Origin of the sequence: Williamsia maris, assembly GCF_024171815.1 — a bacterium.
Taxonomy (GTDB): domain Bacteria; phylum Actinomycetota; class Actinomycetes; order Mycobacteriales; family Mycobacteriaceae; genus Williamsia_A; species Williamsia_A maris.
Window position 1 is genome coordinate 355,558 of record NZ_JAMTCJ010000001.1, and the last position, 22,717, is coordinate 378,274.

General features: G+C 68.1%; 23 protein-coding genes and 1 pseudogene. 10 read left to right on the plus strand and 14 right to left on the minus strand.

The features are described 5' to 3' along the window. Positions 1-32: 32 nt before the first annotated feature. Together LX13_RS01660 and LX13_RS01665 are read right to left on the minus strand one after the other, a co-directional pair. Entirely contained in the window at positions 33-878 is an 846-nt protein-coding gene (locus tag LX13_RS01660; RefSeq protein WP_253659576.1) for a TatD family hydrolase, read from the minus strand. Continuing rightward, positions 875-1,717: a PhzF family phenazine biosynthesis protein gene (locus LX13_RS01665; protein ID WP_253659577.1), complete on the minus strand. Its 843-nt coding sequence runs from the start codon at positions 1,715-1,717 to the stop codon at positions 875-877. The genes LX13_RS01660 and LX13_RS01665 overlap by 4 nt, the downstream gene beginning before the upstream one ends. 153 nt (positions 1,718-1,870) lie before the next feature. Here LX13_RS01665 and LX13_RS01670 point away from each other — a divergent pair, with 153 nt between their 5' ends. The 4 genes and pseudogenes from LX13_RS01670 (at position 1,871) to LX13_RS01685 (ending at position 4,628) form a co-directional block, all read left to right on the plus strand. Continuing rightward, complete coding sequence (locus LX13_RS01670) at positions 1,871-2,311, plus strand: GNAT family N-acetyltransferase (RefSeq protein ID WP_253659578.1); 441 nt, start codon at positions 1,871-1,873, stop codon at positions 2,309-2,311. A 66-nt stretch (positions 2,312-2,377) separates the two neighbouring features. After that, positions 2,378-2,755, plus strand: a pseudogene (locus tag LX13_RS01675) (glycerophosphodiester phosphodiesterase family protein); the annotation flags it as partial. A 134-nt stretch (positions 2,756-2,889) separates the two neighbouring features. Next, complete coding sequence (locus LX13_RS01680) at positions 2,890-3,516, plus strand: glycerophosphodiester phosphodiesterase family protein (RefSeq protein ID WP_343947348.1); 627 nt, start codon at positions 2,890-2,892, stop codon at positions 3,514-3,516. 179 nt (positions 3,517-3,695) lie between these two features. After that, positions 3,696-4,628, plus strand: coding sequence for an alpha/beta fold hydrolase (locus LX13_RS01685; RefSeq protein WP_253659580.1), 933 nt, complete (start codon positions 3,696-3,698; stop codon positions 4,626-4,628). On the opposite strand, the gene LX13_RS01690 is transcribed toward LX13_RS01685, so the two are convergent. Next, on the minus strand, positions 4,582-5,007 hold the full coding sequence (locus LX13_RS01690; protein WP_253659581.1) for a TIGR03668 family PPOX class F420-dependent oxidoreductase: 426 nt from the start codon (positions 5,005-5,007) through the stop codon (positions 4,582-4,584). The two genes, LX13_RS01685 and LX13_RS01690, sit on opposite strands and share 47 nt — an antisense overlap. 59 nt (positions 5,008-5,066) lie before the next feature. Between LX13_RS01690 and metG the strand changes: the two genes are divergently transcribed. Next, positions 5,067-6,617, plus strand: coding sequence for a methionine--tRNA ligase (metG, locus tag LX13_RS01695; protein ID WP_253659582.1), 1,551 nt, complete (start codon positions 5,067-5,069; stop codon positions 6,615-6,617). Between the two features lies 1 nt (position 6,618). After that, positions 6,619-7,818, plus strand: coding sequence for an aminodeoxychorismate synthase component I (locus LX13_RS01700; protein WP_253659583.1), 1,200 nt, complete (start codon positions 6,619-6,621; stop codon positions 7,816-7,818). Positions 7,819-7,822: 4 nt separating this feature from the next. Here LX13_RS01700 and rsmI read toward each other — a convergent pair whose 3' ends face one another. Then, entirely contained in the window at positions 7,823-8,689 is an 867-nt protein-coding gene (rsmI, locus tag LX13_RS01705; RefSeq protein WP_253659584.1) for a 16S rRNA (cytidine(1402)-2'-O)-methyltransferase, read from the minus strand. A gap of 136 nt (positions 8,690-8,825) precedes the next feature. Between rsmI and LX13_RS01710 the strand changes: the two genes are divergently transcribed. After that, positions 8,826-10,385 carry a dolichyl-phosphate-mannose--protein mannosyltransferase gene (locus LX13_RS01710; protein WP_301300598.1) on the plus strand — a complete coding sequence of 520 codons (1,560 nt, stop codon included), beginning with the start codon at positions 8,826-8,828 and terminating at the stop codon, positions 10,383-10,385. A 67-nt stretch (positions 10,386-10,452) separates the two neighbouring features. Here LX13_RS01710 and LX13_RS01715 read toward each other — a convergent pair whose 3' ends face one another. From LX13_RS01715 to LX13_RS01760, 10 genes are all read right to left on the minus strand, one after another. After that, positions 10,453-11,022 (minus strand): hypothetical protein, encoded by a 570-nt coding sequence (locus LX13_RS01715; protein ID WP_253659585.1) that lies wholly within the window; start codon positions 11,020-11,022, stop codon positions 10,453-10,455. A gap of 100 nt (positions 11,023-11,122) precedes the next feature. After that, positions 11,123-12,031: an ABC transporter substrate-binding protein gene (locus tag LX13_RS01720; protein ID WP_253659586.1), complete on the minus strand. Its 909-nt coding sequence runs from the start codon at positions 12,029-12,031 to the stop codon at positions 11,123-11,125. 67 nt (positions 12,032-12,098) lie between these two features. Next, complete coding sequence (locus LX13_RS01725; RefSeq protein WP_372499849.1) at positions 12,099-12,821, minus strand: ABC transporter permease; 723 nt, start codon at positions 12,819-12,821, stop codon at positions 12,099-12,101. Positions 12,822-12,823: 2 nt separating this feature from the next. Continuing rightward, positions 12,824-13,480, minus strand: coding sequence for an ABC transporter permease (locus tag LX13_RS01730; protein WP_253659588.1), 657 nt, complete (start codon positions 13,478-13,480; stop codon positions 12,824-12,826). Beyond that, on the minus strand, positions 13,477-14,574 hold the full coding sequence (locus tag LX13_RS01735) for an ATP-binding cassette domain-containing protein (RefSeq protein WP_253659589.1): 1,098 nt from the start codon (positions 14,572-14,574) through the stop codon (positions 13,477-13,479). Before LX13_RS01735 ends, LX13_RS01730 begins: the two co-directional genes overlap by 4 nt. 98 nt (positions 14,575-14,672) lie before the next feature. Continuing rightward, on the minus strand, positions 14,673-15,218 hold the full coding sequence (locus tag LX13_RS01740) for a hypothetical protein (RefSeq protein WP_253659590.1): 546 nt from the start codon (positions 15,216-15,218) through the stop codon (positions 14,673-14,675). 140 nt (positions 15,219-15,358) lie between these two features. Next, positions 15,359-17,101, minus strand: coding sequence for a BCCT family transporter (locus LX13_RS01745; RefSeq protein WP_372499778.1), 1,743 nt, complete (start codon positions 17,099-17,101; stop codon positions 15,359-15,361). A gap of 103 nt (positions 17,102-17,204) precedes the next feature. After that, positions 17,205-17,564 carry a GntR family transcriptional regulator gene (locus LX13_RS01750; RefSeq protein WP_253659591.1) on the minus strand — a complete coding sequence of 120 codons (360 nt, stop codon included), beginning with the start codon at positions 17,562-17,564 and terminating at the stop codon, positions 17,205-17,207. Between the two features lie 10 nt (positions 17,565-17,574). Beyond that, entirely contained in the window at positions 17,575-18,822 is a 1,248-nt protein-coding gene (gene arcA / locus LX13_RS01755; protein WP_253659592.1) for an arginine deiminase, read from the minus strand. Between the two features lie 36 nt (positions 18,823-18,858). Continuing rightward, positions 18,859-20,121 carry an MFS transporter gene (locus LX13_RS01760; protein ID WP_253659593.1) on the minus strand — a complete coding sequence of 421 codons (1,263 nt, stop codon included), beginning with the start codon at positions 20,119-20,121 and terminating at the stop codon, positions 18,859-18,861. Positions 20,122-20,216: 95 nt separating this feature from the next. Here LX13_RS01760 and LX13_RS01765 point away from each other — a divergent pair, with 95 nt between their 5' ends. Genes LX13_RS01765 through LX13_RS01775 form a run of 3 tightly spaced genes read left to right on the plus strand, consistent with a single transcriptional unit; the run spans position 20,217 to position 22,704 of the window. Further along, positions 20,217-21,095, plus strand: a complete 879-nt coding sequence (locus LX13_RS01765) for an ABC transporter substrate-binding protein (protein WP_253659594.1) — start codon at positions 20,217-20,219, stop codon at positions 21,093-21,095. Then, positions 21,092-21,940 (plus strand): amino acid ABC transporter permease, encoded by an 849-nt coding sequence (locus tag LX13_RS01770; RefSeq protein ID WP_253659595.1) that lies wholly within the window; start codon positions 21,092-21,094, stop codon positions 21,938-21,940. The genes LX13_RS01765 and LX13_RS01770 overlap by 4 nt, the downstream gene beginning before the upstream one ends. Next, entirely contained in the window at positions 21,940-22,704 is a 765-nt protein-coding gene (locus LX13_RS01775) for an amino acid ABC transporter ATP-binding protein (RefSeq protein ID WP_253659596.1), read from the plus strand. Before LX13_RS01770 ends, LX13_RS01775 begins: the two co-directional genes overlap by 1 nt. Positions 22,705-22,717 lie beyond the last annotated feature (13 nt).

Below are 22,717 nucleotides of genomic sequence, written 5' to 3' on the forward strand. Positions count from 1 at the left end.
ACTCGGCGGGATCACAGAAGGATAACGGCGGCCTACACCGATGGCAAAGCGATCCGGTAAACCCGCTCGGCGGTGGCCGTGAGATGTCCGGCGAGTGTCTGCGCGTCGGTGTCCCTGAGGTCGGCCAACGCCCGCACCGTGTACGGCAGGCAATACGACTGATTCGGGTGCCCGCGGTAGGGGTGCGGGGTCAGGAACGGGGCGTCGGTCTCGACGAGGAGTTGGTCGTCGGGCACGATGCGCGCGGCGGCCTGCAGTTCGGTGGCATTGGTGAAGCTGACCGTCCCGGAGAAGCTGAGCACGTACCCCCTCTCCACGCACTCGCGAGCGATGGCCTCGTCGCCGGAGAAGCAGTGCATGATCACCGTCTCCGGTGCACCCTCGGCGGCGAGGACGTCGAGCAGATCGCGGTCGGCCTCGCGGTTGTGGATCATCAACGGCTTGCCGACCTCCTTGGCGAGGTCGATGTGCCACCGAAATGCCTCGTGCTGTTGCTGTTTCGACGCGCAGTCGTCGGACTTGCCGAGCCAGTAGTAGTCGAGACCGGTCTCGCCCACCGCGACGACCCGCGGATGACGCGCCATCGCACGCAGTTCCTCGGCCGTCTCGTCGGTGAGGTCGCCGGCGTGGGTCGGGTGCAAAGCCGTCGCCGCATGGGCACGGTCGTCCCATTCGGCGGCGGCGACGGCCCACCGCGCGTCGACCATGTCGTCGGCCACCGTGACCACCGCACCGACGCCGACACCCTGCGCGTGATCGAGGATCGCGGCGACGGATTCGGGGTCGCGACCACCGCACGCGGCGAGATGGGTGTGGGCGTCGATCAGCGGCGCGAGCGGCTCCGGGTCGGGCGGTGGCAGTCGGGGCTTGCGGCTCACAGATCCACCGTCCCGGTGATGGTCGTCACACTGGTGCCGCCGACCCAGATATCCGACCCATCATCGTCGACGAAAACGCGTCCGGCGCGGCCCAGAGCCGTGCCCTGCGCGGCGACGTAGTGGGCAGGGATCTCGCCGGTGGCGCGCAGCCAGGTGGCGAAGCCGGCGTTCAGGCTCCCGGTGACCGGGTCCTCGGGCACGCCGTCGCCGGGCGCGAACGCCCGCACCTCGTAGTCGGCGCCGACGTCGTCACCGCGGTAGGCCCCGATCAGGCCGACCTCGTGTCCTCCCAGCGCGCCGAAGTCGGGCCGGACCTCGAGCACGCGCTCGCCCGAGGTGAGCATCAGCCCGATCCATCCCGGACCGTTGTCCACCCAGTTCGAGGTCACCACGTCCGACGGCGTCAGGCCCAGGGCTGCACGGATCTCGACGAGGGTGTCGTCGTCCACCGCACCCGACCGCCGCAACGGCGGCGCAGCGAATGCGAGTCGCTCGCCGTCTCGACGAATGGTGATCAACCCCGCGCCGCACTCCTGGACGACGACATCTCCCCACGGGCTGTTTCCGGCCTCGAGCCAGGCGTGCGCCGATCCGAGTGTCGGATGGCCGGCGAACGGGAGCTCGCCGCCCGGGGTGAAGATCCGCAGCCGGTAGTCGGCGGCCTGATCGGTCGGGGGCAGGACGAACGTCGTCTCCGACAGGTTCGTCCACCGCGCGAACGCCGCCATCTGCTGATCGTCGAGATCCGTCGCGTCGAGTACCACTGCGACCGGGTTTCCTGAGATCGGACCGGATGCGAAGACGTCGACCTGGGCGAACGGTCGGGTGCGGATGGCCATGGCGTCCATTCTCCCCAGGGGCCGTCCGAGAGTGTCGGTGCGGGTCACACCGGGAGCGGACGCGGAACCGTCGGGCACGACGCCCACGCGTAACGTCCTGGCTCGATGAACCCTGGCGATCTCTCCACAGCTCCGACCGAACCGTCCGGGTCGGTGACGATCAACCGTCTCGTCGATCCGACCGACCCCGACCTGGTGACGCTGCTGATCGCGACCATCGCCGACCTGAACGAGCGCTATCCCGACTACGACCCCGATCCGGTGGTCGCCGACTCCGAGTACTTCGTGGCCCGCCTCGACGGTGCGCCGGTCGGGTGTGTGGGTCTGCGCGACATCGGCGGCGGCCGCGGCGAGATCAAAAGGATGTTCGTGGCGGTCGACGGCCGCCGACGTGGCATCGCAGCGCGACTCGTCACCGCTCTGGAGGAGCGCGCCGCCGAGCGCGGGTTGTCGAGCGTGGTGCTCGAGACCGGCATCCGCCAACCCGAGGCGATCGCGCTGTACCAGGCCATCGGTTACATCCCGATCGACGCGTTCGGCGAGTTCTCCGACAGCCCGCTGAGCAGGTGTTTCGGAAAGACCATCGGCGGCTGAGCCCGTTCAGTGTCCGGTAACCCACGGTTGTCGGGTCGTTCGTGCGGGCGGCCTAGCGTCGCGGCCATGCAGTCGATCGCTCGATGTCGAGCCGTGTTCTCACGACGCAACCTCCGATCCGCGGTCGCCGTGGTACTCACGGTGGGAGCGGTGACATTCGGCCACGAGGCGGCCGGATCGGATTCGGCGTCTGCCGCCCCGCCGCGGCCGGGAGGACAACGCGTGTTCGATCTCCAGGCCCATCGCGGCGGCATCGGACTCACCACGGAATCGACCCTCGCCGGCTTCGACAAGGCGTTGAGACTCGGCGTCAGCACCCTCGAACTCGACACCCAGGTGACCCGGGACCTGCGGGTGGTCGTCTCGCACGACCGGCAGATCTCCGGCGACAAGTGCCGTGACACCGCACCGGCGTTCACCTCGGACCCGCAGTTCCCGTACGTCGGGAAATACATCAAGGACCTCACGCTGGCGCAGATCCGGACGCTCGACTGGGGTACCGACAGCTCTCCGGATTCCCTGAGCAGCAACGCATCGCCGGCGCCCGGATCATCGAGCTGCGGGAGGTCTTCGACCTCATCCGCTCACGCCGCGCGTGGGGCGTGCACCTCAACATCGAGACCAAGGTCGAGGCCGGCTCGCCGGAACAGACCATGCCGCGCGAGCTGTTCGTGGCGCGCGTCCACCAGGAGATCGCCCGGTCCGGACTGGCGCGCCAGGTGACGATCGAGAGCTTCGACTGGGGTGCCCTGCGCGTGATGCATCGTCTCGACCCGCGACTGCCGTTGATCGCGCTGACCAACAAGGACTTCCTGCAGGTGGGGCAACCCGGTCGTTCGCCGTGGCTCGGCGGTCTCGACGCGGACGACTTCGGCGGCGACCTGGTGCGCACGGCGAAGGCGATCCCGGGGGTCACGGCCATCTCGCCGGTCCAGGGCACACCCCAGGACGGCCGCATCGGCGACCCGTCGTTCACGCCCTACCCGGACGCACGGATGGTCGCCGACGCGCACCGCGCCGGGCTGAAGGTCATCCCGTGGACCGTCGACGATCCGGCGACGATGGACCACTTCGTGAAGCTCGGCGTGGACGGGCTCATCACGACTACCCCGACCGGCTGCGCGCCGTGCTCGCTGCCAACGGTCTCGCACTCCCCGCACCCGTCCCGCCGAGCGGGCCCTAACCACCCGCCGAACGTGCCCTAATCCCCCGCCGAGCGGGCCGTAATCCCCCGCCGAGCGGGCCGAACCAGCGCTCAGCCCGACGTCGGCACGGTCGACGGTTTGTTCAGGCACGGTCGACGGGTCGTAAAGGCACGCTCGACGGGTTGTTAAGGCGCGGTCGACGGGTTGTTTGGGCACGGTCGGCGGCTATCGTCGGACCGATGAGTGAGAGCCAGCTCCGCACCGGAACCGCACACGTCGGCGACCTCGACATCTACTACGAGGACATCGGCGACATCGCCGATCCGCCCGTGTTGTTGATCATGGGTCTGAGCGCGCAGCTGACGGTCTGGCCGACCGGGTTCTGCGACGTCCTGGTCGATCAGGGCTACCGCGTCATCCGCTTCGACAACCGCGACATCGGCCTGTCGACCCACCTCGACGGCGTCCGCGTCACCGGCTCGATCCTGCCTCGTCTGGTGAAGACCGAGCTGGGCATCGGCAGCACGGTGCCGTACACCGTCGTCGACATGGCCGCCGACGCGATCGGCGTCCTCGACCACCTCGGCATCGAACGCGCGCACGTGGTCGGTGCGTCGATGGGCGGGATGATCGCGCAGGTCGTCGGCGGCAAGTACCCCGAGCGGGTCTCGTCGTTGGCGATCCTCTTCTCCTCGACCCTGCAGGCATTCCTCCCGCCGCCCGACCCGCGCAAGCTGCTTGCCCTGCTGTCCGGACCGGGCAAGGGCGCGACCCGCGAGGACTACGTCGCCGGGTCCGCAAAGGCATTGCAGACCATCGGCAGCCCCGGCTACCCCCTCAGCGACGACGAGGCGTGGGAGCTGGCCGCGTCGTACCACGACCGCTCGCACGACCCGGCCGGGATCCTTCGCCAGACCAGCGCGGTGATGGGTAGCGGCAGCCTGCGTCGGTACGCACGCGCGGTGACCGCCCCGGCGGTGGTGATCCACGGCAAGGCCGACGGCCTGATGCGCCCGTCGGGCGGCAAGGCCATCGCACACGCGATCGCCGGATCGAAGTTGGTCCTGATCGACGGCATGGGCCACGACCTGCCCGAACCGCTGTGGCCGCAGATCACCGGCGAGCTCATGGCGAACTTCGCCCGAGCCACCACCTCCGCTGACGCACCGTGACCGCGATGACCGGTCCGTCGAGTGGGACCGTCTCGTACTGAGGGTATTTCGCACGCAGTGAGCCGTACGCGTGCTCGGCCACCGGCCCGTCCGGGTGGATCTGGGCGGAACCGTCGACCCGGACCCACCACAGTGCGTTCCAGTCGTCGTCGTAGTGGTCGACCAGCAGACTGACGTTCGGGTTGTCGGCGATGTTGCGCAGCCGACGCAGCGGCGCCCCGGATTTCGGCTTGCCGTCGACCGCGGTGTAGACCACGTCCCCGTCGACGGCGAACACGACCGGGACCAGGTGCGGGAGACCCTCGTCGGACACCGTGGCGAGCCGCGCCACCGGAGCCTGCGCGAACCGCTGCCGTGCTCGGGCCTCGCCGTCGGTCATGCGACCACCCTAAGGCGGCCATCAAACCGGTGGAGCAGCCCCGATAGGCTGGGCGCACCATGGCACCCGCAGCGAAGACTCCTTTCTATGTGACCACGGCGATCGCCTACCCCAACGGCGCGCCGCACATCGGGCACGCCTACGAGTACATCTCGGCCGACGCCATCGCGCGGTTCAAGCGACTCGACGGCTTCGACGTCCGATTCCTCACCGGCACCGACGAACACGGCCAGAAGATGGAACAGACCGCGGCGGCCGAGGGGATCGCGACCCGGGCGCTCGCCGACCGCAACGCCGCGGCGTTCCGCGAGTTGCAGGTCGCGTTGGGCAGCAGCTTCGATCGCTTCATCCGCACCACCGACGCCGACCACCACGTCGCGTCGCAGGCGATCTGGCAGCGGATGGCCGACAACGGCGACATCTACCTCGACAAGTTCGCCGGCTGGTACTCGGTGCGCGACGAGGCGTTCTACACCGACGGCGATCTCACCGTCCGCGACGACGGCACCCGTGTGGCCACCGAGACCCAGACGCCGGTCGAGTGGACCGAGGAGGAGTCCTACTTCTTCCGGCTCTCGGCCTACCAGGACAAGTTGCTCGCCCACTACGAGTCCCACCCCGACTTCATCGGACCGCTGACGCGGCGCAACGAGGTCGCGAGCTTCGTGCGCGGTGGCCTTCGTGACCTGTCGATCTCCCGGACCACGTTCGACTGGGGTGTCGACGTACCCGGTGACGACGCGCACGTGATGTACGTGTGGGTCGACGCACTGACCAACTACCTCACCGGCGTCGGTTTCCCGGACGACACCGAGACCCTCGACAAGTACTGGCCCGCCGACCTGCACATCATCGGCAAGGACATCGTCCGGTTCCACTGCGTCTACTGGCCCGCGTTCCTGATGAGTGCGGGGATCGCACTGCCCAAACGGGTGTTCGCACACGGATTCCTGTTCAACAAGGGCGAGAAGATGAGCAAGTCGGTCGGCAACGTCGTCGACCCCTACGCGCTCGTCGACGAGTACGGACTCGATCCCTTGCGCTACTTCCTGCTGCGGGAGGTGTCCTACGGCCAGGACGGGTCCTACAGTCACGACGCGATCGTGTCGCGGATCAACGCCGACCTCGCCAACGAGCTCGGCAACCTCGCGCAGCGGTCGCTGTCGATGATCGGCAAGAACTTCGACCACGTCGTGCCGACCCCCGGCGAGTTCACCGCCGAGGACACCGCTCTCCTCGAGCGGGCCGACGGTCTACTGGCGCGGGTGCGTGTCGAATTCGACCAGCAGGCACTGCATCTCGCGCTCGAGGCACTGTGGGAAGTGCTGGCCGAGACCAACCGGTACATCTCCGCGCAAGAGCCGTGGAAGCTGGCCAAGACCGATCTCGATCGCACCGGCACCGTGCTCTACGTCTGCGCCGAGGTCGTGCGGATCGTCAGCATCCTGGTGCAGCCGGTCATGCCGACCTCCGGCGGAACCCTGCTCGATCTGCTCGCGATCGGCGTCGAACGACGCTCGTTCGACGCGATCGGCGACCGTCTCGCCGCGGGCACCACGCTGCCGGCCCCGGCTCCTGTCTTCCCCCGGTACGACACCAAGAAGAGCTGAGATGGCCTCCCGGGTCACCGATCTCGGGCCCGGCCGATCATCGACAACACTGCTCGCCGCGCTGCACGAGCGCAGCCTCGCCGAGGGCGTGCCCGGCCCCGCCGGTTTCATCGGGGACTGGCTGGGCGGCGACGCGGTGATCATCCCGTCGGTCGACGTGCGGTCAGGGGTCCGACCGCCGAACGACCCGGCGGGATTCTGGGCGGGATACCTCGCCTATCCGGATCGTCTGGCCGAGGCGGCGTTGCCCGCCGTCGTCGGTGGCGTCTCCCCGAACATGCTCACCCACGAGAACGGTCGATGGTTCCACCATGACGTGACCGGAGCATCATGCCCGGACTGGTTGCGCGCCTTCGTGTCCGACGATCATGGCGTTCCCCCCACACGGGCGTGGTCGACGCGCTGGACCACTCCCCCACGCGCGCCCCACGACACCGCCATCCGCTCGTGCCTCGAGGCCATCGCGGCGGGAGAGGTCTACCAGGCGTGCGTCTGCACCCGCTTCTCCGGAGATCTCACGGGTCGGCCCATCGACTTCTTCGTCGCCGGCGTCGAGGCGATGCGACCCCGCAAGGCGGCGTACGTCGCCGGCGACTGGGGTGCGGTCGCGTCGTTCTCCCCGGAGACCTACCTGCACGTCCACGGCCACGCGGTCACGTCGAGCCCCATCAAGGGCACCGTGCCGTCCGGTGCCGATCCGACATCGCTGTTGTCGTCGGTCAAGGACGTCGCCGAGAACGTGATGATCGTCGACCTCGTGCGCAACGACCTCGGCCGCCTCGCCGTCCCCGGAAGCGTCACCGTGCCCGAACTGCTCGCCGTCCACCCGGCGCCGGGGGTCTGGCATCTGGTGTCGACGGTGGCCGCGACACTGCCCGACGACGTCGGCACCGATGCGCTGATCGAGGCGACGTTCCCGCCGGGATCGGTGACCGGCACCCCCAAGATCCGTGCGCGCGAACTCCTGCAGGGGTGGGAGACGTCGGCCCGCGGGGTCTACTGCGGAGCGGTCGGGGTCGCGACACCCGACGGCGACCTCGACCTCAACGTCGCGATCCGCACGGTGGAGATCGAGCCGGACGGCACGACGGCGCTCGGGGTGGGCGGCGGCATCACCATCGACTCCGACCCTGACCGCGAGTGGCAGGAATGCCTCGACAAGGCCGCCAGCATCATCTCGCTGACGGCACCGGCGCCCTGACTCCTCAGCGACTGTCGAGCACGGCCTGGTACAGCTCACGCTTGCCGGTGGTCGTCGGGGCGGCGACCTGCGCGCACGCGTCCTTGAGGCCTGCGCCGGCGTCGACGAGGACTCCGACGCGTTCGACGAGGGTGTCGAGATCCTGCTCGACGGGCACGGCCCCCTCGATCACGACGGTGATCTCGCCGCGCACCCCGTCGGCGGCCCACCGGGCCAGTTCCTCGAGTGTCCCGCGCTTGACCTCTTCATAGGTCTTGGTCAGTTCGCGGCAGACGGCGGCTCGTCGCGTCGGGCCGAGCACCGACACCGCGTCGACGAGGGTGTCGGCGAGACGGTGTGGGGATTCGAAGAAGACCACGGTGCGGGGTTGTTCGACCAGCTCGCCCAGCCAGGCGCGACGCTGCCCGGTCTTGCGCGGCGCGAACCCGTCGAAGCAGAACCGCTCCACGGGCAGCGCCGAGAGGGCCAGCGCGGTCGTCACCGCCGACGGGCCGGGCAGGCACGTGATCGCGAGACCGGCATCGGCGCAGGCCACGACCAGTCGATAGCCGGGATCGCTGACCGATGGCATCCCCGCGTCGGTGATCAGCAGGACCGTCGCGCCCCCGGTGATCTCGGCGACCAGGGCGGGCGTGCGTTGGGCCTCGACCTGGTCGTAGTAGCTGACCACGCGACCGCCGATGGTGACGCCGAGAGCGCTCGCCAGCGACTTCGCGCGGCGCGTGTCCTCCGCGGCGACCACGTCGGCGGTGGTCAGTGCGGCGCGCAGTCGCGGGGACGCATCGTCGCGCTGCCCCATCGGGGTGGCCGCGAGAACCAGCCGCCCGTTGCCCAGGAGCGCGCCCGCAGCACTGTCATCCGTGATCGTCATCATCGGACAGCCTACGATTGATCGGGTGACCGCAGCCCCGTCGATACACGACACCGCCGATCCGGCGTCCGGCGACGGACGAAACGGGGACGCCACGGCGTGGGAGTACCCGCTCGACGAGGTCGAACCCGCCCGGCTGTACGGCTCGGACGACGACCTCGGCGCGACCGAGGACCTCGGCGATGCGCCGGGCCCCCGCGTCCCCGACCCGGTGTTCGGCGCCACCGACACCCGACGCGGCTGGATCGTCGCGGCGGTCCTGACCGCCATCGCGGCCGTCACCCGGTTCTGGGGACTCAATGTCCCCACTGACGGTGGCACCCCGGTCTTCGACGAGAAGCACTACGTCCCGCAGGCGTGGCAGGTCCTCACCGGAGGCAACTGGATCGAGGACAACCCCGCCTACGGGCTCGTCGTCCACCCGCCCGTCGGCAAGTGGTTGATCGCGGTCGGTGAAGGACTGTTCGGCTACACCCCACTGGGATGGCGGTTCGCCTCGGCGGTCGTCGGAACCATCATGGTGCTGATCGTGTTCCGGCTGACGCGACGTCTGAGCCGCTCGACGCTCATCGGGGCGGTCGCCGCGGTCTTCATGATCTGCGACGGCGTCACGTTCGTGTCCTCGCGCGTGGGCATGCTCGACATCTTCCAGATCTTCTTCGTGCTCGGCGGCCTCGCCGCGCTGGTCGCCGACCGCGACCAGATGCGCTCGCGTCTGCACCGGGTGTGGAGCGAGGGCCGCATCGCGGACTCCCCGTTCGGTCCCCGCCTGGGCTTCCGCTGGTGGCGGTTCGGCGCCGCGGTGCTGCTCGGACTCGGCTGTGCCACCAAGTGGTCGGGCATCTACTTCGTGATGTTCTTCCTGCTTCTGGCCATCGGTTTCGACATCGCCAACCGCAAGGCCTATCACGTGCAGCGGCCGTGGATGGGCACACTGCGTCGCGACGTCATCCCGTCCGGTTTCAGCCTGGGTGTGGTCCCGATCCTGGTGTACCTCGGCAGTTTCGCGCCGTGGTTCGCGAGCGAGACGTCGGTCTACCGCTACGAGGTCGGCAACTCGATCGGCTACGACGGCCCGTTCGCCTGGGTGCCCGGCGCGTTCCGTTCGCTCTGGTACTACGAGGCCGGGATCCTGAAGTTCCACGAGGGCCTGACCAACTCGACGGGCAATCACCACCCGTGGGAGTCGAAGCCGTGGACGTGGCCGATGGGGCTGCGGCCGATGCTCTACGCGGTGCAGAACGGCCCCGACAAGTGTGGTGCCGGCGAGTGCATCCGCGTCCAGATGTTGATCGGCACGCCGGCCATGTGGTGGCTCGCGTTCCCGATGTTGCTGTGGGGGCTGTGGCAGTTCCTGCTCCGCCGCGACTGGCGCTACGCCGTCGTGATCGTCGCCTACGCGGCGTCGTTCCTGCCGTGGTTCCTCAACCTCGACCGGCAGATGTACTTCTTCTACGCCGCCGCGATGGCGCCGTTCCTGATCATGGGGTTGGCGCTGTGCGTCGGTGATCTGCTCGGCGCCGACGGGCGATGGCGGAAGTTCGGCCGGGAGCGACGAATGCTCGGGGTGGTCCTCGCCTCGGTGTACATCGGCCTGGTGATCACCAACTTCATCTGGCTGTGGCCGATCCTCACCGGCCAGCCGATCTCGCTGCACATGTGGAACCTGCAGATGTGGCTGCCGAGCTGGCGCTGAGACAAGAAATCGGTGGCCGTTCTTCCCGCTGAGCGGGAGGAACGGCCACCGATGTCGTCGTCGAGGACTACGGGCGGGCCGGGGCTCCGATGAACCGTCCGTAGATCGCGTCGGTCGTCGCGGTGTTGCTCGCGATGAAGATGCGGTCGATGCTCGTCTGCACCTGCATGTAGCGCAGCGGCAGGTTCTTCAGCTTGTCATCTGCTGCGCGGAACTCGACCCGGTTGGCGAGGTACTTGACGTCGACGGGCACCAACTCGTCGACGGCGGTCCCGGGCGGGTTGACCACGAGCGAGCCGTTGGCCGGGTACCCCAGCGACAGCAGCGAGAGAACCGACTGACCGAACCCGCCGGTGGCGTTGCGCGGACCGAACAGCAGAACCGAGTAGTTCGGTCCCTCACCCGGTCCCGGCGTGATCCCGCCCTGCATCACGAGCGTCACGGCCAGGCGTCCCCGCGCACGGTCGTAGTCGACCGTGGCCGAGCGGATGTCGGTGCTCTTCTTCGCCCCGGGCTTGACCGGTGACTGCACGGTGACCGGCGCCGCCGACGCGGGGGCCGCACACACCCCTGCGCCCACGGCCACGGCGACCCCGAGCGCAGCGGCGACGACCGAACGACGTGCAGTGTGAGACATACGTACTCCTGTGAGCGTTCCCCGACCGGATGTGGTTACCCGCAGTATTGCATCTCTCGTATGCCCTTCGAGCTACATCAAGCCGAAGCCACGGGCGACGTCAGACGGGATGGGCCGCCAGCCACTGCTTGGCGATGTCGGCCGCCTTGGTGCCGTCGGCCGCCTGACCGTTCAGCGCGATGAGGTCATCGGTGGTCAGCTTCGCCGAGACCGCGTTGAGCGTGGTGGTGACGGTGTCGGTCTGCTTCGACTTCTTGATGACGGGCAGCACGTTCTGCGCCGAGAACAACGACTTGTCATCGGTCAGCGCAACCAGCTTGTTCTTGGCGATACCCGGGTCGGTGGTGAAGAGATTGGCCGCCTGGACCTGACCGCTGGTGAGTGCGTTCATCGTGAGGGTGCCGCCGGCGTCGAGCGGCACGAAGCTCTTGAAGTTGACGCCGTAGACGTCCTTCAATCCGACCACACCCTGCACTCGGGTCTTGAACTCCGGCGCCGCGCCCAGCGCGAGTTCTCCGCCGACCGGCGCGAGATCGGACACCTTCGCGAGCTTGAACTTCGACGCGGTGTCCTGGGTGACACAGATCGCGTCCTTGTCCTCGGCGGGCGAGGGCGTGAGACCGACGATGCCCTCGGGCAGCTTCTGGGTGAGCTCGGCGTCCACCGCCTGCGGGGTGGAGGCCGTCGACTTCTCGTCCAGGTATTTCAGGAGCGCTCCGGTGTACTCGGGGACGAGGTCGATCGACGAGTCCTTGAGCGCGGTGAAGTAGACCTCGCGGCTACCGATGTTGAACTGGGTCTTCACCGCAACCCCCTTGGACTGCAGGGCCTGCGCGTAGATCTCACCGACGAGCTGACTCTCGGTGAAATCCGCGGAGCCGATGATGATCTGCGAACCCGACGAGCCCGACTGGTCGGTGTTGCTGTCGAGTGGGTCGCCGCCACACGCCGAGATGGTCAGGACGCTCGCGGCGGCGATGGCCGCCGCGACCAGGGTGGTCTTCTTCATTGCGGTTCTCCTCGGTGTGGTGACGCTGGGTGGTGCGTTGTCGGTGGGATGCGGGGATCGGTGGCCTTCACGTGCCCGGCACCGGGATCGCCGGTGAGGGTCGGGAGCGTATCGACGAGGTCTCGGAACGTCGCAGGCCGGGCGAGATCGTGAATCGGCCGACGAGAGCGAACAGCACCTCGAACGCTATAGCGAGAACCGCGACGAGCAGGGCGCCTGCGGTCATCTTGGTGAAGTCGGCCTCGGCGCGCCCGTCGAGGATGAACCGGCCGAGACCTTGCAACCCGACGTAGGCCGCGACGGTGGCCGTCGACACGATCTGGAGTGTCGCGCTGCGGATCCCGGACAGCATCAGCGGCAGCGCACACGGCAGCTGAACCCGGATCAGGATCTGGGCGCGGGTGTAGCCCATCGCCCGCGCCGCGCCCACCGCTCCCGAGTCGGCGTTCTGGATGCCTGCGTAGGTGCCGGCGAGAATGGGTGGCACGCCGAGCAACACGAGCACCGCGGTCGTCGGGATCAGGTAGACCGCCTGTCCGCTGACGCTCGAGGAGATCAGCAGGAACAGCAGCACCAGGGCGCCGAGGGTCGGCAGCGCGCGCAGGGCGTTGGCCGATCCCACCACGAGTGCCCCACCGCGTCCGGTGTAGCCGATGAACATCCCCAGCGGCACGGCGATCACGAGCGAGATGCCCAGTGCGAGCAGGGTGTAGACGAGGTGGTGTCCGACCTGGGCCGGCACGCCGTCCGGTCCGGTCCAGTGGGAGCTGTCGGCGAACCAGCCGGGCACGTTCACGAGGTCACGATCCGTTCACGCCAGGGGGTGGCGAGCCGGTTGGCCACCTGGATCGCCACGTCGAAGATCACCGCGAGCACCACACACATCACCACGCCGGAGACCAGGGGCCCGTACAGCTGCAGTTGAAGCCCCTGGGTGAACAGGGACCCGAGCTGTGAGATGCCCAGCAGCGCAGCCAGCGTCACGATGCTCACGTTCGACACCACCGCCACCCGCAGGCCGGCGCTGATGACCGGCACCGCCACCGGTAGTTCGACCAGGAACAGGATCTGCCAGGTCCGGTATCCCATGGCGCGTGCGGCGAGAACGGTGTCCACGGGCACCGAGGCGAGTCCGTCGGCGACCACCCGCACGAGCAACGCGACGGTGTAGATCGTCAGCGCCAGAACGACATTGATGGGGTCGAGGATCCTCGTGCCGATGATCGGCGGGAGAAAGATGAACAGCGCCAGCGACGGCACGGTGTAGAACAGGCCCGCGATCCCGACGATGGGGGTGTAGCTGCGTCGCGAGCGATACGCCCACCAGCCCAGCGGTAGAGCGATGAGCAGACCGATCACGGTGGGGACCAACGTCAGCCAGATGTGGCTGACCGTCAGCGACCACACCAGTCCGTAGTTGTCGCCGACCCAGTCGACGATCTTGCTCACGCCGCGCCCTCGCTCGCGCGGGCCCGGCGGATCGCGGCCAGGACGTCGGTGTCGGTCACCGAACCGACCAGCACGCCGTCGTCACCGACGATCACGCAGCGACCGGCCGGGCTCGACAGCGCCGAGTTGAGCAGCTCGCGCAGTGGGCTGCCTGCGCGCGCGACCGTGCCTGCGAGGTTGATGTCGTGTGACTGGACCGGTCGGGTCCCGACCGCGGTGACGTCCACCCAGCCGATGGGTCGGTGGTCGGTGTCGACCGCCAGGGCCCAGCGTCCGTCGATCTCGCCGATCGGCTCACCGACGGTCACCGACGGCTCGGTCTGCGGGACGAGGTCGGCGTCTCCGAATCGAAAACCCAATGAGCGGTATCCCCGTGTGCTGCCGACGAAGTCGGCGACGAACGCGTCGGCCGGGGCCTCGAGCAGTCCGGCGGGTGTCGCGACCTGGGCCAGCCGACCGCCCTGTCGCAGCACGGCGACGCGGTCACCGAGTTTGAGGGCCTCGTCGATGTCGTGGGTCACCAGGATGATCGTCTTCGAGATGTCGCTCTGCAGGCGCAGGAACTCGTCCTGCAGCTGCGCGCGGACGATGGGGTCGACGGCGCTGAACGGCTCGTCCATCAGCAGGAACGGCGGGTCGGTGGCCAGAGCCCTGGCAACGCCGACACGCTGCTGTTGTCCGCCGGAGAGCTGCCACGGGTACCGCTTGGCGAACGTCGCGTCGAGTCCGACACGGTCGAGCAGATCCATGGCCGCGGCGCGGGTCTGCTTCTTGCCGCCGCCGAGCAGTCGCGGCAGTGCGGCGACGTTGTCGACGACGGTGCGATGCGGGAACAGTCCGGCGTTCTGGATGACGTACCCGATACGGCGGCGCAGCGTCACCGCGTCGATGGACGCGGTGTCGGTGCCGTCGAGGGTGATGCGACCGGCCGTCGGGTCGATCAGGCGGTTGACCATGCGCATCGTTGTGGTCTTCCCGCACCCCGACGGGCCCACGAGAACGGTGATCTCACCGCTCGGTGCGGTCAGATCCAATTCGTCGACCGCGACCGTTCCGTCCGGATATGTCTTCGAGACCCGCTCGAACTCGATCATTGTCGTCCTCTGTGGGTATCGGAGTCCGCCGGCCCGTGACACGGCGTCGGATCAAACCGTATCGCGCGCGTGGAGACACCGCCTCCCGATCCCACAGGTCAGCGCAGGGCGCGACCGTAAATCCCGTCGATCCCGAAGAAGCTGCCGGGCTCCGGTGATCGGGTCTTGGTCGACTGGACGTCGAAGTATCGGACGTCGAGGCCGGCGAGACGATCATCGATCGCGGTGAACTCCACCCTGTTGCCGAGGAAGCGGACTCGCACGGGGACTGACGTGGTGATCCCGTCGTTGGCGCGACTGACCTCGAGTCGCGCATCACCGGGCACACCCACCGAGGACAACGCGATCACCGCACCGCCACCGATGTACTTCTGGGGGCCGTAGAGCACCACCGAATAGCCCGGCCCGCCGTTGGCCAGTGGCACCGGCGCCCCACGCAGGGAGATGGTCGCCGACAGTGATCCGGCGGATCGTCCGTAGTCCACTGTCGCGGAGAGGATGTCGATCGCAGGCGCACTGAGCAACGACGGCGGCGAGTACACCGTCACCGGGGCGGCCGAGGCCGGGGCGGCTCCGAGACCGATGCCCATGGCCGCGGCCAGACCGCAGGCGAACGCGAGGGCAGAGCGACGTGGTGTGAACAAGGTGAACTCCCTGAGATGTCCCGACCTCAATTGGTACTGGACAGTACCGATTGTTCGGCTGGAGAACAAGGAGGTGTGCGGGACAAAAGAAACCACTCGCGAACCGGATGGCTCGCGAGTGGCTTCTGTGGTGCGACAGCTCAGCTGGTGGTCGTGCCCGGCCGGGCCTCCCCCGACGGGTCGGCGGCGACCAACGACTCGTCGACCGGCAGATCGTCGGACGGCAACACGTCGTTGGTGTCGTCGGTGGCCGCGATGGTGTTCGCGTGGACGCGCAGCTTGCCGTCGAGATCGTCGGTGCGGTGCTTCTCCGCCAGGATCAGCGGATCACGCCGCAGATCCTTGTACAGCGAGACACACATCAGGATCATCACGATCACGAACGGCAGCGCCGCGATGATCGCCATCGTCTTGATGCCCTGGAGCGCATCGTCACCGCTCACCCACAACAACAGTGCGGCAACGGCACCGGTGAGGACACCCCAGAACACCGTCGTCTTCTTCGTGGGCTCGGGCCTACCGCGCTCGGACAGCGTCGCCATCACCAGCGAGGCCGAGTCGGCGCCGGAGACGAAGAAGATCGCGACCAGCAACATCACCAGGACCGACGCGATGCCCGCCCACGGGAGATTGCCGAGCATGTCGAACAGCTGCGATTCCTCGTTCGGGCTGTTGGACAGGCCTTTTCCGTTCATCTCCTGATTGATCGCGGTACCGCCGAACACTGCGAACCAAACCAGCGAGACCGACGACGGCACGATCATCACGCCGAGCACGAACTGCCGGATGGTACGGCCGCGACTGATCTTGGCCAGGAACATACCGACGAACGGGGTCCAGGAGACCCACCAGGCCCAGTAGAAGATGGTCCAGCCGGCGAGCCATTCCTGACCGGCGGCATCGGTGCTCGCGCCCGATCGTGCGGCGTCGGAGGTGATCTCGTTGAAGTACGAACCCAGCGAGGTGGGGACCACATTCAGGATGAACACCGTCGGTCCGACGACGAAGATGAACACGGCCAGCACGATGGCCAGCACCATGTTGATGTTGGACAACCACTGGATGCCCTTGGCGACACCGGAGACGGCCGACGCCACGAACGCCGCGGTGAGGACTGCGATGACCGCGACGAGCAACAGCTTGCCCGATTCCCCGACGATGTTCAGTTCCTCGAAGCCCGAACCGATCTGTGCGGCACCGAGCCCCAGCGAGGCCACCGTTCCGAACAGGGTCGCGAAGATCGCGAGGATGTCGATGACCTTGCCGCCCCACCCGTTGGCGCGGTCACCGAGCAGCGGGGCGAACACCGCGCTCATCAGCTGACCGCGTCCGCACCGGTAGGTGCTGTAGGCGATGGCGAGTCCGACGACGGCGTACATCGCCCACGGGTGCAGGCCCCAGTGGAACATCGTGGTGGCCATGGCCACTCCGACGTTCTGGCCCTCCTTGCCGGGAGGGGCGTTGACGTAGTGGGTGAGCGGTTCGTTGGCGCCGTAGAACATCAGGCCGATGCCCATGCCGGCGCTGAACATCATCGCGATCCAGCTGATCGTCTTGAACTCGGGCTTCTCGCCGTCGCGACCGAGCGGGATCTTGCCGTACTTGCTGACCGCCAGGAAGATCGCGAACAGGACGAACCCGGTGGCCGACAGGATGAACATCCATCCGAGGTTGTCGGTGATCCACCCGAGGATGTTCGCCGTCACGTCCTTGAGGCCGGCCTTGTCGACCAGACCCCAGATCAGGAACCCGACGATCAGCGCGGCGGTGACGCCGAAGACGACGAAGTCGACACGAAGCGCGTTGGGCTCCGATGACCGTGGATCACGGGTTCCGGTGTCACCACCGTCCCCTGACAACCGTGTTTCTGTAGTCGTAACCATCCCTTTACTGTCGCAGGCTTTGGTTCAGACATTCAAACGAGTCGACAAATGGACATCGACTCGTAACAGTTGCCCGCCCCGCGTCGTCTTGTGTCGACGCAGCTCAGGACCCCGACAGCGCCGTCGCGAGCATGGTGGCGATCGAGGCGTCGTCGAGGCCCATCGCGCGCAGTTCGGCGACGTGCGCCACCGTCATGCGCTGCGCTTTCGCGTCCGCGGAGTCCGATCGCGCCTTCACGAACGACCCGTTGCGGCCTCTCGTCTCGATGACGTCGGCGGCCTCGAGTTCGCGGTAGGCCCGCGCCGCGGTGTTGGGCGCGATCGACAGCTCCGCGGCGAGTGCGCGGACGGTCGGGAGCTTGGTCCCCACGAGCAGATCGCCGGCGGCGACGAGCTCGATGACCCGGCGACGCACCTGCTCGAACGGCGGTTCGGCGGAGTCGGGGTCGATGGTGATGTTCATCTGCAGGCCGTCACAGCAGATCGCGCGCGACCGGGCACGACATGCAGCGCGGACCACCGCGGCCGGAGCCGAGTTCGCTGCCGGCGATGGTGAGGACCTCGATGCCCGAATCCCGCAGGCGCCGGTTGGTCTCGACGTTGCGGTCGTAGGCCACGACGACGCCGGGCGAGATCGCCAGGGTGTTGTTCCCGTCGTCCCACTGCTCGCGTTCGGCGGTGACCGCGTCGAGTCCGGTGTCGATGACCCGGAGCTTGCCGATGCCCATCGCGTCGGCGGCCGCCTCGACGAACGGCGCCGGTCCCACGACGGTCGGGGTGCCCCCGTCCATCCGGATCGTGAACGCCGACAACGAGTCCTGGATCACCGGATACATCACGACCGCGTCGGTGTCGACCATGGTGCAGACGGTGTCGAGATGCATCGACGCGCGCCGCTGCTCGATCGGGACCGCGAGCACGGTGTGCGCGAGTCCGTCGTCGAACAGGCTGCGCGCCAGCGCCTCCGCGCCCGCGGGCGTTGTCCGCTCACCGACACCGACCGCGACGACCCCCGGCGCCATCAGCAGGATGTCGCCGCCCTCGATGGGGGCACTGTGCGACTCATATGCGCGACGGGCACCCCGGAACCGCGGGTGATGGGCGTAGATCAGGTCCGTCAGCGACGTCTCGCGCATCCGCGCGGGCAGCGCGAGGGTGGTGATCGCGAACCGTGTGCCGATCCAGAACGAACTGTCCCGGGTGAACAGAAGATTGGGCAGCGGGTCGATCGCGAACTCGACGCCGTGGTGCATCCGACGGACCAGCGATGCCCGCGCGGCGGCCGGGCTCTCGGGCATCTCGTCGAACGTCATGCCCGCCATCAGGATGGTGGCCAGGTCGGCGGGCGGGAGGGTGCGCAGATGACCTGCGAGTTCCTGCGCGAGATGGTGCCCGAGACGCCGCGCGCTGACCGCGGCGGCAATACCCTGCATGCGTGCCGCGCCACTGAGTTCGATGGTCTGGCGCAGCAGGTCGCCGAGCAGCAACACCTCCACGTCGTGATCGCGCAGCACCTGCGCGAACGTGTCGTGTTCCTCCTGCGCACGGTCCACCCAGGGCAGACCGTCGAACAGGAGCTGGTCGCTGTTGCGCGGGGTCAGTCGTCGGAGCTCGTCGCCCGGCCGATGCAGCATGACGCTGCGGAGCCGGCCCACCTCGGAGTTGGCACCGAGGGGTGGCGCCGATCCGGGATCGACGGCAGATCCGCTCTGATCACTCATGCGGACACGGTAATGCGAGCGCGGCGTGATCGCCGCTCACCGACGAGGCGGCTCGATGGTCGCGTCGCCGTCGGCCGCGGGTGGGACCGAGGTGATGACGGGCTTGTCGACGGCCTCCCCGGTACGCACCGGGGCGGTCTCGCGGGCGACCGACCACAGCGCCAGGGCCACGAGCGGAACCGCGCCGGTGAGCAGGAACGCCGGACCGTAGCCGCCGGCGTGGTCGACCATCAACCCCGCGAGGATCGGTCCGCTGACCGCACCGACGTCGGAGATCATCTGGAAGGCGGCGAGCGCGGTACCGCCCTGACCGCGCTTGGCGAGCAGGTCGGCCAGGGCCGCCTGATGGGTGGGTGCGAACAGACCCGACCCGGTGCCGGCCACGAAGCTCAGGACGCCGGCCACCCACAGGGACCCGCTGTATCCGAGGACCAGCGTCGCGCCCGACATCAGGGCGAGGCCGGGCAGCATGATCGGTTTGCGGCCGTAGCGGTCGGACAGTCGGCCCGCGACGACGATGGACGCGACGTTGCCCGCGGCGTAGATCGCCAACACCACACCCGACCATGCGCTGGACTCGTCGAGCCCGTAGACGATGTAGAGCGGCACGAGGGCCACGCGCACGCCCTGGCTCGCGAAGCCCTGGGTGAAGCTCGAGGCCAGGATCGCCCGATAGGTCCTGTCGCGCAGCGCCTCCCGGAACCCGATGGGGTCGATCACCGGACCCGAACCGGCGACGGGACGCCCGCCGACGCCCCGCAGCTGGGTGGCCACGACCGCCGACGCGATCAGCAGGGCGACGGCGTAGACCACGAACGGCAGGCGCAGGCCGTAGCTGACCAGCGCCGCACCGATCAGCGGACCGGTGATGTTGCCGAGCAGGAACCCGCCGCTGAAGAAGCCGGAGACGCGGCCGCGCAGATCCGCGGGTGAGAGCCGGATGAGCAGCGCCAGCGCGGAGACGCTGAACATCGTCGACCCGATGCCGCCGAGACCGCGGAAGATCAACAGCTGCCAGTAGTTCTGGGCGAAGGCGCACGCCAGTGTCGAGGCCGCGACGATGAGCAGTCCGGTGAGGTAGATCCGTCGCTCACCGAGCAGCGACACCAACTTCCCGCTGACGGGGGCGAACAGCAGGCGCATCATCGCGAAGGCCGAGACGATCACCGTCGCCGCGGCGACCGACACGTCGAAGCTGCGGGCGAAGTTCGGGAGCGCGGGGGCGATCAGGCCGTAGCCGAGGGCGATGACGAAGTTGGCCGCGAGCAGAACCCAGATCCCGCGAGGGATCTGTCTCATCGTGGACCCGGATTCGACGTCATCGGCATGTGTCCGATAGTCGTCCATCTCCCGGCATTGCACCAAACCGCCGACCATTCCCTACGATCTGGCAGATGACGATCTCGACCTCCCGCGGCCTGACCGCCATCGCCGTGCTGGCCCTCGCCCTGACGGCCGCCTGCGCACCCACTTCCGACTCCGACGGCGGGTCCGCCTCCGGATCGGCATCCGCGTCGTTGTCCCAGTGCGAGCCCGCCACCCTGCCGGTCGTGACGAAGGGGACGCTGACCGTCGCCACCGACGACCCGGCCTACGAGCCGTGGTTCAGCGACAACGACCCGACCAACGGCAAGGGCTACGAGTCGGCGGTGGCCTACGCCGTGGCCGACAAGCTCGGTTTCACGAAGAACCAGGTCAAGTGGACCAAGGCGGGGTTCAACCAGGTGATCCAGCCCGGCAAGAAGGACTTCGACTTCGACATCAACCAGTTCTCGATCTCCGCGCAGCGGGCCAAGGCCGTGGACTTCTCCAGCCCGTACTACTCGGCGTCACAGGCGATCATCACGCTGAAGGACTCGCGCTACGCGGGCGCGACGTCGCTGGCGGATCTGAAGGGCGCGAAGCTCGGCGCGCAGATCGCCACCACCTCGCTGACCGCGATCGACCAGATCGCACCGACCACCGCGCCGCTGGTCTACGACGACACCTCCAAGGCCGGCCAGGCCCTGCAGAACAAGCAGGTCGACGCGATCGTCGCCGACCTGCCGACCGCCTACTACCTGACGTCCGCCGAGATCACCGGCGGAAAGATCGTCGGCGAGTTCCAGCCGACGAAGGGTGAGCAGGAGAAGTTCGGACTGCTGCTGTCGAAGGGCAGCAAGCTGACGCCCTGCGTCACCGCCGCGGTCGACTCGTTGGACTCCGACGGGACGCTGACCAAGCTCCAGGATCAGTGGCTGACGCAGGCGACCAGCGTTCCCGAACTGAAGTGACATCCGGCGCGACACCGCTGAGCGAACGCCAACTCGAGCGGCAGCGATACCGACGTCGTCGGACGCGGACGCGAGCCGCCATCGCCGCGGTCTCGACGGTCGTCGTGCTCGGCATCGTCATCGCGGTCGTGATCTCCTCCCCGGGCTGGGACCGGGTGCACGCCACGTTCTTCGACTGGGACGACGCGAAGGGATCGTTCCCCGACGTCGCGAAATCGTTCTGGCTCAACATCCGTCTGTTCCTGGTCGTCGAGGTCTTCGTCCTCGTGCTCGGTCTCGTCGTCGCGATCATCCGGGTCATCCCCAGCCCCGCCCTCGCGCCGATCAAACTGGTGGCGGTTCTCTACACCGACATCTTCCGCGGCACGCCAACGCTTCTCATCGTCCTGCTGGTCGGTTTCGGTGTCCCGGCGCTCGAGTTGAGCGGACTGCCGACGAGCCTGTTCTGGCTCGGCGTCATCGCACTGACGCTGAGTTACGGCGCGTATGTCGCCGAGGTCATCCGGGCCGGCATCCTGTCGGTACACCCGTCGCAGTGGGCCAGTGGTCGCGCGATCGGCCTGTCCTACGGCAAGACCCTGCGGCACGTGATCCTGCCGCAGGCGCTACGACGGGTCGCTCCCCCGCTGCTCAACGACTTCGTGTCGCTGCAGAAGGACACCGCGCTGCTCTCGACCATCGGTCTGGTGGAGTCGTTGCGCGCCGCCCAGGTGATCTCCGGTCGTGACTTCGTGTTCACCCCGTACGTCGTCGCGGCGTGCTTCTTCATCGTCGCCACGATTCCCCTCGCGCGTCTCACCGACTACCTGACGGTGCGCTCGATGCGCCGCGAGGGCGGGTTCTGATGACCGGTACCGAGAAGGACACGACACCGACGGGTGAGCTGCTGCGTGCGGTGGCGATCCGGAAGTCGTTCGGCGGCAACGAGGTCCTGCGCGGTATCGATCTCACGGTGCGACAGGGCGAGGTCGTCTGTCTGATCGGGGCGTCGGGATCGGGCAAGTCGACGCTGCTGCGCTGCCTCGACCTGCTGGAGGTCCTCGACGACGGCGACATCTGGCTCGACGGGCGTGAGATCACCGATCCACGCGTCGACGTCGACGAGGTGCGGCGCTCGATCGGGATCGTCTTCCAGGCCTACAACCTGTTCCCGCACCTGTCGGTCCTGCGCAACATCACACTGGGTCCGATCAAGGCACGCGGGACCTCGGGCGCCGACGCCCGCGCCCGGGCACACGCCCTGCTCGAGCGGGTCGGGCTGTCGGAGAAGTCCGGCGCCTACCCCGATTCGCTGTCGGGTGGTCAGCAGCAGCGTGTGGCGCTCGCCCGCGCGATCGCGATGGACCCGCAGGTGTTGCTGCTCGACGAGATCACGTCTGCGCTCGACCCGATGCTCGTCGGCGAGGTCCTCGACGTCATCCGGGGTCTGCGTGCCGACGGGATGACGATCGTGATGGCCACCCACGAGATGACGTTCGCCCGCGAGGTGGCCGATCGCATCGTGTTCATGGCCGACGGTCAGATCGAGGAGTCCGGCCCGCCGGAGCAGATCTTCACTGCGCCGAACAGTCCGCGTACTGCGGAGTTCCTCGCCCGACACCTCGGCTGAACCGGAACGACCC

Bases quoted from the DNA above. Each gene is read 5' to 3' on its own strand.
- arcA (WP_253659592.1), bottom strand. From the start codon at position 18,822: ATGAGTGATCAGAGCGGATCTGCCGTCGATCCCGGATCGGCGCCACCC.
- LX13_RS01700 (WP_253659583.1), top strand. From the start codon at position 6,619: ATGGCCTCCCGGGTCACCGATCTCGGGCCCGGCCGATCATCGACAACA.
- LX13_RS01750 (WP_253659591.1), bottom strand. From the start codon at position 17,564: ATGAACATCACCATCGACCCCGACTCCGCCGAACCGCCGTTCGAGCAG.
- rsmI (WP_253659584.1), bottom strand. From the start codon at position 8,689: ATGACGATCACGGATGACAGTGCTGCGGGCGCGCTCCTGGGCAACGGG.
- LX13_RS01685 (WP_253659580.1), top strand. From the start codon at position 3,696: ATGAGTGAGAGCCAGCTCCGCACCGGAACCGCACACGTCGGCGACCTC.
- LX13_RS01745 (WP_372499778.1), bottom strand. From the start codon at position 17,101: ATGGTTACGACTACAGAAACACGGTTGTCAGGGGACGGTGGTGACACC.
- LX13_RS01765 (WP_253659594.1), top strand. From the start codon at position 20,217: ATGACGATCTCGACCTCCCGCGGCCTGACCGCCATCGCCGTGCTGGCC.
- metG (WP_253659582.1), top strand. From the start codon at position 5,067: ATGGCACCCGCAGCGAAGACTCCTTTCTATGTGACCACGGCGATCGCC.
- LX13_RS01715 (WP_253659585.1), bottom strand. From the start codon at position 11,022: ATGTCTCACACTGCACGTCGTTCGGTCGTCGCCGCTGCGCTCGGGGTC.
- LX13_RS01735 (WP_253659589.1), bottom strand. From the start codon at position 14,574: ATGATCGAGTTCGAGCGGGTCTCGAAGACATATCCGGACGGAACGGTC.
- LX13_RS01690 (WP_253659581.1), bottom strand. From the start codon at position 5,007: ATGACCGACGGCGAGGCCCGAGCACGGCAGCGGTTCGCGCAGGCTCCG.
- LX13_RS01775 (WP_253659596.1), top strand. From the start codon at position 21,940: ATGACCGGTACCGAGAAGGACACGACACCGACGGGTGAGCTGCTGCGT.
- LX13_RS01720 (WP_253659586.1), bottom strand. From the start codon at position 12,031: ATGAAGAAGACCACCCTGGTCGCGGCGGCCATCGCCGCCGCGAGCGTC.
- LX13_RS01665 (WP_253659577.1), bottom strand. From the start codon at position 1,717: ATGGCCATCCGCACCCGACCGTTCGCCCAGGTCGACGTCTTCGCATCC.
- LX13_RS01760 (WP_253659593.1), bottom strand. From the start codon at position 20,121: ATGAGACAGATCCCTCGCGGGATCTGGGTTCTGCTCGCGGCCAACTTC.